General features: G+C 72.8%; 8 protein-coding genes. 5 read left to right on the forward strand and 3 right to left on the reverse strand.

Features of this window, described 5'->3' with window-relative positions; all coding sequences use genetic code 11:
- Positions 1 to 48 precede the first annotated feature (48 nt).
- The 3 genes from ACSHV8_RS04620 to ACSHV8_RS04630 all read right to left on the reverse strand — a co-directional run bounded on the left by ACSHV8_RS04620 (position 49) and on the right by ACSHV8_RS04630 (position 2,112).
- Positions 49 to 549, reverse strand: a complete 501-nt coding sequence (locus ACSHV8_RS04620) for a molybdenum cofactor biosysynthesis protein (protein ID WP_436529698.1) — start codon at positions 547 to 549, stop codon at positions 49 to 51.
- Positions 550 to 728: 179 nt separating this feature from the next.
- On the reverse strand, positions 729 to 1,481 hold the full coding sequence (locus tag ACSHV8_RS04625; protein ID WP_436529700.1) for an NADPH-dependent F420 reductase: 753 nt from the start codon (positions 1,479 to 1,481) through the stop codon (positions 729 to 731).
- A 22-nt stretch (positions 1,482 to 1,503) separates the two neighbouring features.
- Complete coding sequence (locus tag ACSHV8_RS04630) at positions 1,504 to 2,112, reverse strand: TetR/AcrR family transcriptional regulator (RefSeq protein WP_436529702.1); 609 nt, start codon at positions 2,110 to 2,112, stop codon at positions 1,504 to 1,506.
- Positions 2,113 to 2,214: 102 nt separating this feature from the next.
- Here ACSHV8_RS04630 and ACSHV8_RS04635 point away from each other — a divergent pair, with 102 nt between their 5' ends.
- From ACSHV8_RS04635 to ACSHV8_RS04655, 5 genes are all read left to right on the forward strand, one after another.
- Complete coding sequence (locus ACSHV8_RS04635; protein ID WP_436529704.1) at positions 2,215 to 3,213, forward strand: NADP-dependent oxidoreductase; 999 nt, start codon at positions 2,215 to 2,217, stop codon at positions 3,211 to 3,213.
- Between the two features lie 151 nt (positions 3,214 to 3,364).
- Complete coding sequence (locus ACSHV8_RS04640) at positions 3,365 to 5,698, forward strand: hypothetical protein (protein WP_436529705.1); 2,334 nt, start codon at positions 3,365 to 3,367, stop codon at positions 5,696 to 5,698.
- A gap of 574 nt (positions 5,699 to 6,272) precedes the next feature.
- Entirely contained in the window at positions 6,273 to 13,658 is a 7,386-nt protein-coding gene (locus tag ACSHV8_RS04645; RefSeq protein WP_436529707.1) for a DUF4011 domain-containing protein, read from the forward strand.
- A gap of 193 nt (positions 13,659 to 13,851) precedes the next feature.
- On the forward strand, positions 13,852 to 14,634 hold the full coding sequence (locus ACSHV8_RS04650) for an MBL fold metallo-hydrolase (RefSeq protein ID WP_436529708.1): 783 nt from the start codon (positions 13,852 to 13,854) through the stop codon (positions 14,632 to 14,634).
- Positions 14,635 to 14,765: 131 nt separating this feature from the next.
- Positions 14,766 to 16,259 carry a hypothetical protein gene (locus tag ACSHV8_RS04655; RefSeq protein ID WP_436529709.1) on the forward strand — a complete coding sequence of 498 codons (1,494 nt, stop codon included), beginning with the start codon at positions 14,766 to 14,768 and terminating at the stop codon, positions 16,257 to 16,259.
- The last annotated feature ends 6 nt before the right edge of the window (positions 16,260 to 16,265 follow it).

Genomic DNA, 16,265 nt, shown 5'->3' on the forward strand with positions numbered 1-16,265 from the left:
CCCGTCCGCACTGAGCCCGTTCCTTGCCGGCCGACAATCAAAAGACGATTACGGTACGGACACAGCGGCCTCGATCGAGGCGAAGACCGGCCCCACCCGCAGGATGCCGTCGTCGAGCGGGACACACCGGACGCCGCCCCGCCCGCGCAGCGCCTTGAACGCGCCCGCTCCGATGCTCACGTCCATCCAGGCGCACGGGTTGGCCCGCCGCCGCACGGCCAGCCGGATCGGCCCGTCCCCGGAGTCCAGTGTGAGCGTCGACCCGACCAGGTCGTCGAGGGTCCGCTCGCCGAACCGCAGCCCGGCGACCAGGATGTTCCGCCGTGCCTGGGCGAGCCCGGCCCCGTCCGGAAGGGACTCGCGGGCGATGATCGTGATCGACGCGTCCCGGTGGGCGGCGTGGTTGAAGTACCGGTCGCCGACGATGCCGAGCCCGGCGCGGATCCGGACCTCAGGCACGAGTTCGCCGTCGGGCGCGGGGGCCGGCCCGTCGGCGGGCCGCCCCTCGAAACGGTGGATCGGCGAGGCGAGCAGTTCCACGATCTCCACCGGCCCACTCTACGAGCGCCGGTGGACGGGTCTGTTGCTCTGACCGCGACCACCCGACCACGTCGCCCTTGCGGGCTGAGCGTTCTGGGCGCGCCAGCGCCCTGCTCAGACCGGAAGGGTCCCCGCGGGAGCGACGATCTGGACCACGGCGGACCGAGGCAATGAAGAATGTGATCTTTTCAGTGAATGGTTGCGAGCGCGGAAGCCAGCGCGTCCTTGGCGTCCTGGACGTCGACCTCGAGGTTCTGCAGCGGGCCGCCGGGCTCGGTGAGGCGCGCGGCCTCGGGACCGCCGGCGAAGAACGGCGCGAAGCCGAGTTCCTGGATGATCCGGCAGGCGGCCTCGCGGGCATCGCGCTGGTTGGTGCACACGTACTCCGCGAGCAGGGGATCGTGGCCGCGGCGGCGGTCGAGGACGTCGGTCGAGATGGTGTTGAACGCCTTCACCCAGTGGGCCTCGGGGGCCCACTCGATGAGTTTCTCGAAGCCGCTGCGGGCGGTCGCGCCGAACTCGCGGGTCGTGCCGGGCGCCTCGGGGACGCGGACGAACGACGGGATGTCGAGGGCCGACGGGAAGCCCGGCGCGAACGAGCCGAGGCCGCCGGGACCGGGCGCGCCGGGTGTCATGCCGGTGATCGGCACGCTGATCTCGGCCGGGTTGGTGGCGTCGATCACCACCTTGCCGGCCATCGCGTCGTGCGCCAGCTCGATCGCCTCGCGGGCGGACTCCCAGTTCGGGGCGAAGAACAGCACCTCGCCGAAGGTCGCCGCCTCCGGGACCGTGAGCGCGCGGATGTGCCCGTCGCCGAGCTCGACCAGGTCGGTCAGCCGGTCCGGATGGCGGGACGTGACCGCGACCTCGTGTCCACTCTCGGCACACCACGTCGCGAGAGTGCCGCCGAGCTGCCCTGCTCCAATGACACCGATACGCATGCTTTTCAGGGTGCCCGGCCGATCACCCGGGCGAGTGGTGAACCGGGAAATCGCCGTAGAGCATCCGTTGCTCGACCGTGACCAGGTCGTCGACCAGGCCCTCGGGGTCGCCGGCCGAGGCGAACGCGGCCGTCCGCAGGTCGTCGATCAGGGCGGCCAGCACATGCGGGGCCGGGCCGTCCGGGGCCAGGCCGGCCGCGCGGTCGCGGGTGATCCGGGCGGCCAGGCGGTCGACGTGGGCCTCGCGCAGACCGGCCCGCCACTTCGCGATGGGCGGGCAGCCGGGGGCCGCGGCCAGCGCGCCGGCGAGCAGTCGTCCCTGGTCACGCCAGAGGGCGGCCAGCGCGGCGAGGGACTGCCGCAGGGCCGGCTCGTCCGGGCCGGTGCCGTCGAGCCACGGGCCGGAGTCGCGGCCGAGCTCGCCGGCCAGCCCGTGCAGCAGCGCGACGACGACCGCGAGCTTCGAGTCGAAGTAGAAGTAGAAGCTGCTGCGGGAGATCTCCGCGCCGGCCGCCAGCTCGTCGATGGTGATCTCGGCCAGCGGCTTGCGGCCGAGCAGCGTCCGGGCGGTGTCGAGGATCGCGCGTTCGCGCAGGTCGCCCTTGCTGGGTCCGCGTCGCCTCTGGCTCATGACGTTCACGGTAACGCGATTAACAGGGCGGAGTCGACGCGCTGTCGAGTTTTTCGACGTACTGTCGAGTAACTGTTCCGCTTCGTCCCCGGGAGTGACCCCATGCAGGAGATCCGTCTCGCCAGCCGTCCCAGCGGATGGCCGACCGCCGACAACTTCGAGCTCGTCGAGCTGCCGACCCCGGCTCCCGGGCCGGGGCAGGTGCTGGTGCGCAACCAGTTCATGTCGGTCGATCCGTACATGCGCGGGCGGATGAACGACACCGAGTCCTACGTCGCTCCGTTCGAGGTGGGCAAGGTCCTCGACGGTGCCGCGATCGGCGAGGTCGTCGCCTCCGAGGCGGCCGGCGTGCCGGTCGGCGCGACCGTGCTGCACGGGCTGGGCTGGCGCGACGTCGCCGTCCTGGACGCCGCACACGTGCGGGTCGTCGACCCGGCCGCCGCGCCCACCCCGTCGGCCTACCTCGGGCTGCTGGGCATGACCGGCCTGACCGCGTATGTGGGGCTGCTCGACATCGCCCAGTTCCGTGAGGGCGACGTGGTCTTCGTCTCCGGTGCCGCCGGTGCCGTCGGCAGCGTCGTCGGCCAGATCGCCAAGCTGCGCGGGGCCAAGCGCGTGATCGGCAGCGCCGGCTCGGCCGCGAAGGTCCGGCACCTCGTCGACGACCTGGGCTTCGACGCCGCATTCAACTACAAGGACGCTTCGGTACGAGGTCAGCTGCGCGACGCGGCGCCCGAGGGGATCGACGTGTACTTCGACAACGTCGGCGGCGACCACCTGGAGGCGGCGATCAAGTCGCTCAACAAGTACGGGCGGGTCGCCCTGTGCGGCGCGATCTCGCAGTACAACGAGACGTCCGCGCCCGCCGCCCCGCGCAACCTGGCGCTCGCCATCGGCAAGGAGCTGAACCTGCGCGGCTTCATCGTCTCCAACCACCGCGACCGGATGGCCGACTTCGTGACCGAGGTCGGCGGGTGGCTGCGCGAGGGCAAGATCTCCGCCCAGGAGACGATCGTCGACGGGCTCGCCAACGCGCCCGAGGCGTTCCTCGGCCTGATGCGCGGTGAGAACACCGGCAAGATGGTCATCAAGCTCGGCTAACGGGAGTCCGGAGGGCAAAAGCCCCGGAAGGTTGCCGGGGCTTTTCCTGAACGCTGCTTAGAGTTGATCATTCAGATACGGACCGTCCGGCTAGCGGTAGTCATCCGTACGGACGACGTGACTGACGGAAAGCAGACACTAACGTTCCCGTGTGGCAAATCGGTTCCAACTCTGGGGACAAGCGGGCTGGGCAAGCGCCGAGGTCGTCGGCGAGACGCACTACGCCAAGGCGATACGTGCGCTGTTCGGAAACGACTTCAACCCGCAGGGAACCGACATAACCGTCCCGGTCCAGCTGATACCCGACCGCAGCAACCGCCACGATCGCAACGCGGTCGGGGTCTGGGCCGACAACGCGCTGCTCGGGCACCTGCCGCGACCCGAAGCCGTCCGCTACATCGGGGTGATCACCAACCTCGCCAAGCGCAACCTGATCCCCGAGGTCAACGCCCAGATCCACGGACGCGAGTGGGGCGAGTACGACGGCCGGCCGCCGGCCTTCGTCGGCACCATCCGCCTCGACCTGGCCGAACCGCACATGCTGGTCCCGGCCAACGAGCCGCCCGTGCACGACCACCGGCTGCTCCCGACCGGCTCGGCGCTGCAGGTCAACGGACAGGAGAACCACCTCGACGCCCTCGCGCCGTTCCAGCGGCCGGAAGGCGAGTGCTGGGCGTACGTGACACTCCACGAGATGGCCGACCACCTCGTCGAGGTCCGCATCGGTGACGCCCGGGTCGGCGACCTCAGCCCGAAGATGAGCTTCGAACTGACCCCGATCCTGCGCTACCAGGCGGAGCGCGGCCTGGTGGTCGCCGCCCGCGCCATCGTCAAGAGCAATGCCAACAAGACCGAGGTTCTCCTGTACGTGGTCCGCGTCCAGGACCTCCCGGAGAGCTGGACCGGCCCGGCCGCCCGCAGCGCCGCCAGCGGTCGCGTCGCCCCGGTCTCCCCGCCGGCGGGCAACGCCCCGCCCGCCAACGTCCCGGTCTCCTCACCCGGTTCCCTGTCCGCCTCGTCGCAGGCCTTCCTGTCGGGCGCTTCGCAGGGCTCGCTGGCCGCCTCCGCGCAGGGTTCGGGTTCCCTTTCCGGGTCCGCTTCGGGCTCGCTGTCGGGCATGCCGCAGGGCTCGCCGTCAGGCATGCCGCCGGGATCCTCGGCCGGCCTGTCGCAGGGGTCCTCGGCGGGATTGTCGTCGGGTTCGTTCTCGGGCTCGCTCACGGGTCCGTCGCAGGGCTCGCAGCCGGGAACCTCGTCGGGTTCGCCGACCACCCCGGTCGTCCCCACCACGAGCGGCCCCGAACTCCCGGCCGCCGGCACCTCCGCCGTCCCCAGCTGGATGACCGGCAGCGACGCCGTGCCGAGCTGGGCCTCCACCCCCAGCGACGCCCAGCCCACCTGGATGGACCGCAGCGAACTCGTCCCCACCTGGGTCCAGCCGAGCGGCCCGGTCCCGAGCTGGGCCGCGTCGGTCAGCGGCCCGGTCCCGACCATCGCCGGCCGCCCCCAGCCCGACGACCCGATCTCACCCCCCGGCCCCGGCGCCGGCCCCGGCGGCGGCGCAGGCCTGGGCGGCGGTTTGGGCGGTGGCGCAGGCCTGGGCGGCGGCTCGGGCTTGGGCGGTGGCGCGGGCTCGGGTCTGGGTTCCTCGACCGGCTCCATCCCGGGCAGGTCGACCGGCTCGATTCCGGGCCGCCCCACCAGCGGCGCCCCCGGCCTGTCGACCGGCTCCATCTCCGGCATCCCGACCAGCGGCGTACCCGTTCCCGGCGTCCCGGCTCACCAGATCCCGGGCATCGGCACCGCCCCGCTCCCCGGCACCGTCAGCGGCATCCCGACCAGCCCCGGCCCGGCCGCCTTCGACGGCTCCCCGTCGGCCGGCTCGTTCAACGGCCCCGGCTCCTTCAACGGGACCAGCTCCCTCGACACCCCCAACTCGTTCGACCCCGGCTCGCCCCACCCCGGTTCGTTCGACGGTCCGGGTTCGTCGACGGGTTCGTTCGCGGCCGGTTCGTTCGATGGTCCCGGTTCGTCGACGGGCTCGTTCGCCGCAGGTTCGTTCGACGGTCCGGGTTCGTCGACCGGCTCGTTCACCGCCGGCTCGTTCGACAGCTCGGACTCCTCGACCGGCTCGTTCAGCAGCGCTGGTTCCTCGACCGGCTCGTTCAGCAGCACCGGCTCACCCGCCGGCCTGTTCGGCGGCGCCGGCGAGATCGCCGAGACCACGGTCATCCCGGCCCTCTCCGCCGTAGTGATGAACAAGCACCAGGCCGCCACCGCGACCGGCTCCGCCCCGGTCTCCCCGGCCCCCGAGACGAACCACCACCCGACGATCCCCCCAGCCCCCACCGGCATCAAGTTCGTGGTCCCGCCGGGCTGGCCCACCCCGCCGGACGGCTGGTACCCCCCGGAAGGCTGGCACCCGGACGCCGGCTGGCCCCTCGCCCCCGCCGGCTGGCAGTGGTGGGTCCCGACCTGGGACTGACCCCTCCCGTTCTCCCACAAACGGCCGCTCCTCCCCGGAGCGGCCGTTTCACGTCCACCCCATCGCCCCATCGCCGTCACCCGCCCCGCCGCCCCCTGCCGCAAACACCCAGCCCCGCGCCTCACCCCCGGCCGCAGCCCGCAGCCCGCAGCCCGCAGCCCGCAGCCCGCAGCCCGCAGCCCGCAGCCCGCAGCCCGCAGCCCGCAGCCCGCAGCCCGCAGCCCGCAGCCCGCAGCCCGCAGCCCGCAGCCCGCAGCCCGCAGCCCGCAGCCCGCAGCCCGCAGCCCGCAGCCCGCAGCCCGCAGCCGTCGACTCTTTGCTGCCTCGTCTTTGACCGTCCGGGGCAGGCCCCGGCGGTCCGGCTCGGTGGGCTTCTGGCCCGGCCCGCCCGGCGAGGGCCGTCGTCGGTGTCGCTGGTGGGGCTGGTGTTGCTGGTGGGATCGCCAAGTGGTCCGATCCGTGCGGAACGTCGGATTAACCCGAAAAAACGCCACCATGCGGCCCGTCGCCTTGCTGGAATGGAAAAATGCGGTGGGATCAATCGGATGGGTTGACCGGGCGGCCTGATGCCCGTGTGCGGGCGACGCTGGAAGAGTGGCGGGACGGGCTGCTCGACCTCACTGGCGCCAATCCGCTGATCGACGTGCGGACCACGGCGCCCGGGGTGGTCGAGATCGTCAGCCCGTCGCCGCGAAGTATCGTCGAGGCCCTTCAGCAGGGCCGGGAGTGCGGCTTCCTGGGCATCGAGGAACAGGCGGAGGGCCCGCGACCGCGGGCCTCCCACGTGTTCCAGACCGCGATGGCCGACGCCGAGATGGACGCGACCCTGCGGGCGTTGCGTCAGACGGCCCATCGTGACCTGCTCGAACAGGGCGTTGCCACGCTCTACCTGGGTCTCGGGACGGTCCGCTGGACGGACGGCGGGAGCGAGCACGTCAGCCCGATCCTGCTGATCCCGGTGGACCTGGTCACCCCGGACCCGCAGGACTACCCACGGCTGCGGGCCCGTGCCGAGGATCCGATCGTCAACCCGGCGCTGGACATCTGCCTGCGCCGGCACAACATCGAGCTGCCGGCCGTGGACAGCCTGGGTGCCCTGGACGTCACCGTCTTCTGGGCCCGCCTGGACGCCGCGCTCGGCGATCACCCGGACTGGCATTCGGACGAGGCGGTGATGCTCACCCGATTCGCCGTGCACCGCGAGGTGATGTACACCGACCTGCTCGACCACGAGCGGCGCATCCTCGCCCACCCGGTCGTCCGGGCCCTGGCCACCGAGCCGGAGGCGCAGCCGGACGCGTTCAAGTTCGAGGTGATCGCCGGCCGCCGGATCGACGAGGTCGCGACCCCGGACGACGTCCCGCTCGTGCTGGACGCCGACGCCGCGCAGCGGGCCTGTGTCACCGCGGCCCTGCACGGGCGCACGTTCGTGATGCGCGGCGCGCCCGGCACCGGCAAGTCGCAGACCATCGCCAACATGATCGGCGGGCTGATGCATGCCGGCCGCCGAGTGCTGCTGGTCGCCGAGAAGGCCGCCGCCCTGGACACCGTCCTCGACCGGCTCGAACCCACCGGCCTGCACGACTACCTGCTCCAGCTGCACAGCGGCCGGACCGGCCGGGACCAGGTGGCGGCGACCCTGGCCGCGGCCCTGGACTTCATCCCGCTGCCGCCGCCGGACCTCTCCACCGACGAACGTGAGGCGTTGCGCGAGCACCGCCGCCGGCTGAACGCTTACGCCGAGGCGATGAACGAGGTGCGCGAGCCGCTCGGCCATCGCCTGCACGACGTGCTCGGCATGTGCGCGCAGATGACCGATGTGGCGCAGGCGCCGGCCCCGGCCGAGCTGCCGATCCCGCTCACCACCCAGTCGCTGCAACGGGTCCGGGACGCCGCCGAGCGTCTGGGCCGGGCCTGGCGTCCGGCCCGCGAGGGCGACGACTTCCTGTGGCGTGACGTGATCGACCGCAACCGCCTGGACGCCCGGCTGCACCAGGCCCAGACCGCCCTGGACCACCTGGTCGACGCGATCGAGCGGGACCCGCTGGCCGAGGCGTTCCTGATCGGCTCGATCGGCGAGGCGATCACCCTGACCACGCTGGTCGGGCACGCCACCCGGCGCCCGCCGGAGGCCGCCGACGAGTGGCTGACCATGGCCAGCCTGGAACCGGTGGCCCGGGCCGCCGAGGGCCTGCTGCGCCATCTGAAGGCCCTGCACCAGGCCGAGGACGCGGTCCGCGCCAAGGCCGGGGTGACCTGGAGCGCGCTGCCCTCGCCGGGCAAGCTGCCGCTCATCCCGAGCCTGGCCCATCTGAAGCCGCCCGCGGTCGAGCTGCTGCCGCTCACCGCCGCGCAGGCCCGCGGGCTCGCCCGGCGCTTCGCCGACGAGGCCGACCGGATCGAACAGCACCAGCACAGCCTGGACCGGGTCACCGCCCGGCTCGGCCTGCCCAACGTGGTCGCGTTCACCGACCTGCCGCGGCTGGCCGCCATCGTCGACCTGCTGTCGCGCCCGGACAAGCCGGAGCCCGCCTGGTTCGACAGCATGGGCACGCACGCCGCGCACGCCGCGATGCGCAACCTCCGCCGCGTCGTCAGTGTGGTCAAGGCCGCCGAGGCCCGGGCCCGCGAGCACTTCAGCGAGAATGCGCTGGCCGAGCCGGTGGACGAGCTCGCCGAGCGGTTCGCCCGCCAGCACAAGGGCATCGGCAAGCTGCGGGCGCCCTACCGGCGGGACAAGAAGGCGGCCGCGGAGATCGCCCGCCCGGACGTCAAGGGTTCCCAGGCGGTCGCCAACCTGAACGCCGCCGCCGCCTGGAAACGCGCCCTGGAGGACCTGGACGAGGCCGAGCGTGAGTACGCCGGGATCCTCGGCCGGCACTGGCAACGGCAGGACACCGACTTCGAGGCGATCGAACGGGCGCTGCAGACCGCCGAGGAAACCCTGCGGGTCACCCCGCCGGAGGCGCTGCCCTCGCTGATCGAGCGGATCTGCGCCCCGACCCCGAACAGCGCGATCATCCGGATCGTCGGCGAGGCCGGCCGGGAGTTCGAACGCTGGACCGCCGCCCTGCGCCCGGCGCCCGAGCCCGCGCCCCGGCCGCAGCTCGCCAACGGCCCGATCCACGACGCGGTCACCTGGCTGCGCGCCCATGTCGAGCCGTTCACCGCCGTCGCCGAGCTGGTGCAGGCCTACAGCGTGGCCGCCGGACGGGACTTCACCCTGGCCGAGGCGGCCGCGATCGGCCTGCTGCGGGAGAGCGCGTCGGAGGCCGCCGCGGCGCTGTCCTCCAACGCCCGTGACTACGCCAAGGTCCTGGGCAACGCCTACCGCGGCACCCAGACCGACGTGGAGGCCCTGGCCACCGCGATGGCCTGGACGTCCGAGGCCCGGCGGATCCGCAACGGCGGCGACATCGCCTTCACCGCCGAGCAGGCCGAGGTGGTCGCCCGGACCCGGCCCAGTGACACCCTGCCGGCCCGGGTCGCCGAATGGCAGTCCGCCCGGGACTGGATCCTGCGTGCTTTCGCGCCCAGCCGGCACCCCGCGCTCAGCGCCGCCCTGGACGAGCGCGACACCGCCCGTGAGCTGCTCCGCGAACTTCTCGACGACAACCGGGGCCAGCAGGAGTGGTTCGACTACCAGGCCGCGCGGGTGGTGCTGGCCGAGCACGGCCTGGACGCCGTGGTCGACTTCTGCACCCGCGAGGACCTGCCGGTCGAGCAGATCCTGCCGGTGCTCGGCCGGGCCCTCTTCCAGTCCTGGGCCGACGCGATCATCCGGGAGGACGACCGGCTCGCCCCGCTGGACGCGGTCTCCCGGGACCGCCTGGTCGACGAGTTCCGGCTCTGGGACGTCCGTCTGCAGCGGGCCGCCGCGGCCGAGGTGATGAACGCGGTCGACGCGCTCCAGCCGGCCGAGGCCGCCGCCGGGGAGGCCGCATTGCTCCGCGCCTCCGCCGCCCACCTGGGCCGCCGCCTGGCGGTCCGGGATCTCTTCGCCCGCACCGCCCACGCCGCGATGGCGGTCAAGCCGTGTCTGGTGATGTCCCCGGCCGACGTGAGCCGGCTGCTCCCGGCCGACCTGCACTTCGACGTGGTGATCATCGACGAGGCGTCCCGGGTGCCGGTGCCGGACGCGATCACCTGCGCCTACCGCGGCAATGCCGTGGTGATCTGCGGTGACGACCGGCAGCTGCCGGTCGCCCCGACTCCCGGCGGCGCGACGCCGTCGATCCTGGACCTGGCCCTGAGCTGCGGCGCCTTCCGGGTCCTGGACCTGGCCACGCACTACCGCAGCCGGGACGAGTCGCTCATCGCCTTCGCCAACCACGCCTTCTACCAGGGACGGCTCAACACGTTCCCGGCGTTCGCACCGCCCGGCCCGGACGGCGGGGTGCAGCTCTACCCGGCCGGCGGCGAGATGCCGATGGCCGACCTGGTCGCCACCCGGGTCGCGCACCACCTGGTCACCCGGCCCGAGCTCAGCCTCGGGGTGGTGGTCTGCTCGGCCCAGGACGCCTACGACGTCGAGGCGGCCGTCGCGGACATGGTCGTCCCGCCCGAGGACGATCGGCTGCGCGGCTTCTTCGTCAAGAACCTGGACGCGGTCCAGGGCGACGAGCGCGACGTGGTGATCTTCGCGATCGGCCGTGAGCTGGGCGGCCTCGAGGGCCGGGACGGCTGGCGTCGCCTCAACGTGGCGACCACCCGCGCCCGTCGCCGCCTCGAAGTGATCTCCGAGGTCCGGGGCCGGGACCTGTCGGAGACCGACGAGAGCCTGCGCCACCTGGCCCACTTCCTGGAGTACGCGGCCCGGGGCATCCCCGCGCTCGACCTGGAGGAGCCGGAGGCCGGCGAGTCGCAGACCCCGTTCGAGGACTCGGTCCGCGACGTCATCCGCGGTTGGGGCTACCGGGTGCAGACCCGGGTCGGCACCGGCGCCTTCCGGATCGATCTCGGGGTCCGTCGCTCGGCCCGGCGCAACGCCCCGTTCGCGCTCGGCATCGAGTGCGACGGCACCAGTTACGACTCGGCGCCCACCGCCCGCGACCGGGACCGGATCCGTGCGCAGGTGCTCGACGCGCTGGGCTGGAAGCTGCACCGGGTCTGGGGCACCTCCTGGTACCTGGACCGGGAACGCGAGGAGACCCGGCTGCGCACCGCGATCGAGGACGCGTTCGCCGCGCTCCCCGACGAGGACCTGCCCGAACTCGCCGTCGCCCAGGTGTCCCCGGCCCCCGAGGGTGCCGCCGACCAGCTGATCGCGGACGCCGCCGAGGGATACGCCGCCGGTTACCAGGCGACGTTCACCGAGCCCGAGGTCGCCACCACCGCGCCCGAGGTCAGCGTCACCCACACCTACGCGACCGCTGAGACCGAACGGGTCGAGCGCGAGCCGCTCTCGGTCGACGATCTCGCCGCCGCGGTCGCGACCGGCACCTTCACGGCATCCGCGTTCGCCCACGTCGCGCCGGCGGCCGAAACCGTGGCCGTCCACGCCCACGCCGCACCGGCGGCCGAGTCCGTGGCCGCCTACGCCCACGCCGCGCCCGCGGCCACCGCGTTCGCTGCCGGCACGGGGTTCGCTGCTGCAGCCGAGACAGGTGAAGGGTTCGCTTCCACGACGGAGGCGAGCACCGCGTTCGCCCCCGAGAGCGAGCACACCTTCGTCGCGCCGGACGACGAGATCCCTGCGACCTTCGTCGACCCGGAGATCATCGAGCAGGAGCACCTGTACGCCTGGACGGACGCCGACGACATCGGCCTGGCCGAGGTCGAAGCCGCCGCCGAGGCCGACCTCGCCGCGGCCCACGAGACCGACGGCCTCGTCCACCACACCGCGTCCGAATCCGATCAGGACGAGGAACTCTTCGCCGAGATCGTCGAGGAGGAGTCCACCTCGCAGCCCGGGCCCCGCCACGTCATGGGACACGGCTCGCCGGTCGCGGCCTCGGTGGAGCACGGTCCGCTGTCCGGAATCGCCGCCCAGTTCGCCTTCGCTCAGGCCGGCGCCGAGGAACTCGCCGCCGCCGAGGCTTACCTCGGCGCCAACCTCGACACCGCGATCGCCCAGCTCCGGGTCGACCACGCCACCGCGGGCCGGCCGGCCGGAGCCGATGTGAAGAGTGCCGACCTGAAGCACGAACCGGCCGACCGGTCCGACGAGGCCCCGGACCTCACCGACCACCTGGCCGCCGACGGGCAACCAGACGTCGATCTGTCCACCACCGATCACGCACCTGACCTCCACGAGCCGGCCGCGACCCACGAGGACGCCGCACAGATCGGCCGGCCCTCGGCCCTGGAGGACACCGCGACGACCCGTGCAGACCGGCCCTCCGCGAGTCGCGTGGTCGAGTGGCCTCCCGCCGAGGAGGAGCCCCGTGTCAAAGCGGTGAAGTGGCCCACCACGGACGAGGAGTCCCGGGTCAAATCCGTCGAGTGGCCCACCTCCGACAAGAAGCCGGGATCCGGGGAGCCCCGGGTCAGGGCGGTCGAGTGGCCCACCGCCACCCGCGACGAGACCGGCGAGTGGGACGAGGAGGACGACCTCACCGACTGGCCCGCCGCCCCGCAGAAGTCGGTCAGCACGGTCAAGTGGCCGATCGCCGACCGCGAGCAGTCCACCACGGCCAAGCCCGCCGACCGGTCGGCCTCGGCCGTGAAGTGGCCCTCGGCCGGCCGGGAGGAACAGTCCGAACTCGCCAAGCGCCTCGTCACCCCGGCCGAGCGGCCGACCGCCAGGGCGAGCGAGGCCGCCGAACGGCGCGTCTCCCCGATCACATGGCCTTCCGCCACTCACACCGACCGGCAGGCTGCCGAGGAGATCGAGCCCGCCGAGGACTCGCCGACGGTCAGTGCCGTCGACCGGTCGCCGGCCGGCATCGACGAGCCGGTGGCGTGGACGGCCGGGACCGGCGCCGACGACACCACGGCCAGCCGTGAGGACCTGGCCGAGGTCGCCGCCCGCTTCGGCGTCGGCACCGAGGAACTCGCCGCGGCCGCGGCCCAGTTCCTGGTCGGGCTGGACGAGACGGTGGAGCCCGTGGACCGCCTGGGCGCCATCTCGCAGATCCGCGACGAGCTGACCGGGACCACCCACATCGACCCGGATCTGGCCGAGGCCGCGGCCGCAGTGGCCGAGCAGTCGATCCGCGCGGAGTCGGTCGGGCGGCACGCGTGGCGCGCCGAGATGGAGGGGCAGCCGGACTTCGCCACGGCGATCGCCGAGTTCGAGGAGACGATGGCCGCCCCGCCCGGCTGGACACACACCGAGGCGGAGACCCAGCGGGAGCTGGCGACCCGGGCGACGGAGACGGCGGCCGAGGTGGTGGCGCACACCGACGAGTGGCTCCGCCCCTACCGCAAAGCGGACCTGGCCCCGCTGCCGGACGGCGCCACGCTCACCGACCCGGCCCTGCGCGACGACCTGATCGCGGCCGTGCGGCGGCTGGCCGAGATCGAGGGCCCGGTGCACATCAGCATCGCCCTGCAGCGCATGCGGGAGGAGTGGGGCCTGGCCCGGATCACCCGCCCGGCCCGCGCCGCGATCGAAGCGGTGATCGAGGAGGCCGGGGTGGCCTGGGACGGCACCTTCCTCGGCGACCCGGACCAGGTGATCCCGCCGGTGCGGCACCGCGCCGACGGCGTGGCCCGCAAGGCCGACCAGGTCTCCGACGCGGAGCTCGCGATCGCGCTGGAGAACCTGGTGGTCGACGGGGGAGTCCTGCCGGTGGACGATCTGCTCGCCGCCGTGACCGGTCTTTACGGCTGGTCGGCACGCCGCTCGACCGAATTCGACGCCCGCCTGACCGGCCTGCTGGCCGACCTGGTCGCCGAAGGACACCTGCTGCAGCAGCCCAACGGGCTCGCCGCCGCGCACGGGCTGCCGGACGCCATCCAGCTTCCGCGTCACGACTCCGCTCGCCGCCACGCCCATCACCCCTCCCACCGCTGACGATCCGTTCCCAGCCGACCGGCCGCCCTGCCCACGCGGGGCGGCCGGTCTGTCGCTGAGCCCACCCTGAGGTCCGCCCCAGGGGCCGAGTCAAGCCGGGATCCGGCCGGATCCCGGGCCGCCTTCGGCCGGATCGCTTTTTGTCGGTGCCGCGGCGTACCTTCGCTGGCACCGACGAATCGGGGAGGGCGACATGCGGATCCACCACCTCAACTGCGGCACCATGCGAGCGCCGGGCGGCGACCTGGTCTGCCACGTGCTGCTGGCCGAGAGCGACGCGGGTCTGGTGCTCGTCGACACCGGGTTCGGCCTGGCCGACGTGGCCGATCCGAAGACCCGGCTCGGCCCGCCGCGACATGTGTTACGCCCGGCGTTGGACCGGGAGGAGACCGCCGTGGCCCAGGTCCAGCGGTTGGGTTTTCACCCTTCCGACGTACGGCATGTGATCGTGACCCACTTCGACCTGGATCACATCGGTGGGCTGGCCGACTTCCCGCACGCCCGGGTCCACGTCACCGCCGCCGAGGCCGACGGCGCCCTGCGCGCCCCGACCCGTGGCGAGCGGCGCCGTTTCCGCAGCGTGCAGTGGTCGCACGGCCCCGACGTGGTCGAGCACGGCCCGGGCGGGGAGAGCTGGCGTGGCTTCGCCGCGGCGCGGGAGCTGACCGAGATCGGTCCCGGCTTCGTGCTGGTCCCGCTGCCGGGCCATACGCGTGGTCACGCCTGCGTGGCGGTCGACGCCGGCTCGCGCTGGCTGCTGCACTGCGGTGACGCGTTCTACCACCGCGGCACCCTGACCGGCGACCGTGTGCCGCTCGGCCTGCGTCTGGCCGAGTTCGGTGTCGCCTACGACCGGGCGCTGGTCCGGGCCAACCACGCCCGTCTCGCGGCCCTCCACCAGCGCGCCGAGCCCGATCTGACGCTGCTCTCCGCGCATGATCCGGTCATCTTCGCGGCGTTGAGCGAGCCGCTCTAGAAATCAATTCCGCGGACGTGAAGGAATGATCAGCGCAAATCGTCTACCTGCGGAAATGTCTATTCGGGAAACGTCGGGTTAACGGTGAACGCGATGCTTTCAGAATTGCGGGAATGGATTACCGTGGCGGCGTGCCAGCGGTCATGGAAGCGACCAGAACCACCGCCCGTAACCTGGTCCGGAACGAAACGCCCGCCCGCCTTCGTCTGTGGTCGGCGCTGGTGGTCCTGGCGGCCACCGCCCTGCTCGTGGCGACGAGTCTGGTGATGGCCCGCGTGCAGGACCAGGTCCGGATCATCGGCCGGGAGGCGGCGCCCCAGGCGGCCACCGCGGCCGATCTCTACTTCGCCCTCAGTGACATGGACGCCCAGGTCACCCGGCTGCTGCTGACCGGTGACTCGGACGCGCTGGCCGGCACCCGGGTCGACGCGCAGGGGCAGTATCAGGCGCGTTCCCGCCAGGTCGACGCCGACCTTCAGCGTTCGCTGACGACCGCGGCGGGGGAGTCGGAGCGGGCGGTCGCGCTCGACCTGCTCGACGGCCTGGCCGTCTACCACCAGCGCGTCGGCCAGACGATCACCGCGGCCGGCAAAACCAACGGCCAGGGCACCGCAGCGAGCCAACCGGCGGCAGGCCAAACGGCAGCGAGCCAACCGGCGGCAGGCCAAACGCCAGCGAGCCAACCGGCGGCAGGCCAAACGCCAGCGAGCCAACCCGCGGCGGGCCAACCGGCAGCGGGTCAAACAGCCCCGGGCCAAACGGCTGCCACCGGACAGGGCAGCGCCGGCAAGCTCCCCCCGGACGCCCTCGGCTACTACACCCAGGCCACCAACGTCCTGCACCTGCGCCTTCTCCCGGCCGCCCAGCAGCTGCGCGACGCCGCGACGACCCGGCTCGACCAGGCCTATGCCGACAAACGCGCGAGCGAGTCCACCGGCTACACCCTGGCCGTCCTGTTCGGCGGTGCCCTCCTGTTGCTCCTGGTGTTCCTGCAGGTCTGGATGGCCCGCCGGTTCCGCCGCTCGTGGAATCCGGCGCTGCTCGCGGCCACCGCCCTCAGCCTGGTGCTGGTCTTCGCCTCGATGATCGTGCTGGGCAGTCAGGCCGGGCGGATGTCCAGCGCCCGCTCCGACGACCTGAACCCCTATCTGGCGCTGTCCCGGCTGCGCGCGGTCGGCTACGACGCCGCCGCCGACACCAGTCGTTACCTGGTCAGCGCGAACCTGGCGTTCTACAAGGACGATTTCACCGCCAAGTCGGCCTGCCTGATGTCGGGCAGTTGCGGCCCGGGCATCGATGATCTCGCCGGCCCCGAGGCGCTCCAGCGCTGGCAGGCCTACCGGCGGGACCACGAGAAGGTGGTGTCCCTGGCCGACACCGGGCGTTCCGACGCGGCTGTGGAAGCGCTGACCGGTATCCGGCGCGGCGACGCGGCGTTCGACTTCGCCTACTTCGACGCCGCGGTGGGCACCGTCACCGACGTACGCAAGCAGGGTTTTGATCGTGCCCTCAGCGGTGCGGAACGCACGCTGCGAGGCTGGGTCGTCATCCCGATCGTGGTCCTCGGGTTGATCATCCTGCTGGTTCCGATCGGCGTGCGCCGCCGCCTGGCCGAATACCGCTGAGAGGGT

It is taken from the genome of Actinoplanes sp. HUAS TT8, assembly GCF_051380535.1.
GTDB lineage: Bacteria > Actinomycetota > Actinomycetes > Mycobacteriales > Micromonosporaceae > Actinoplanes.

Bases quoted from the DNA above. Each gene is read 5' to 3' on its own strand.
- ACSHV8_RS04625 (WP_436529700.1), bottom strand. From the start codon at position 1,481: ATGCGTATCGGTGTCATTGGAGCAGGGCAGCTCGGCGGCACTCTCGCG.
- ACSHV8_RS04650 (WP_436529708.1), top strand. From the start codon at position 13,852: ATGCGGATCCACCACCTCAACTGCGGCACCATGCGAGCGCCGGGCGGC.
- ACSHV8_RS04630 (WP_436529702.1), bottom strand. From the start codon at position 2,112: ATGAGCCAGAGGCGACGCGGACCCAGCAAGGGCGACCTGCGCGAACGC.
- ACSHV8_RS04635 (WP_436529704.1), top strand. From the start codon at position 2,215: ATGCAGGAGATCCGTCTCGCCAGCCGTCCCAGCGGATGGCCGACCGCC.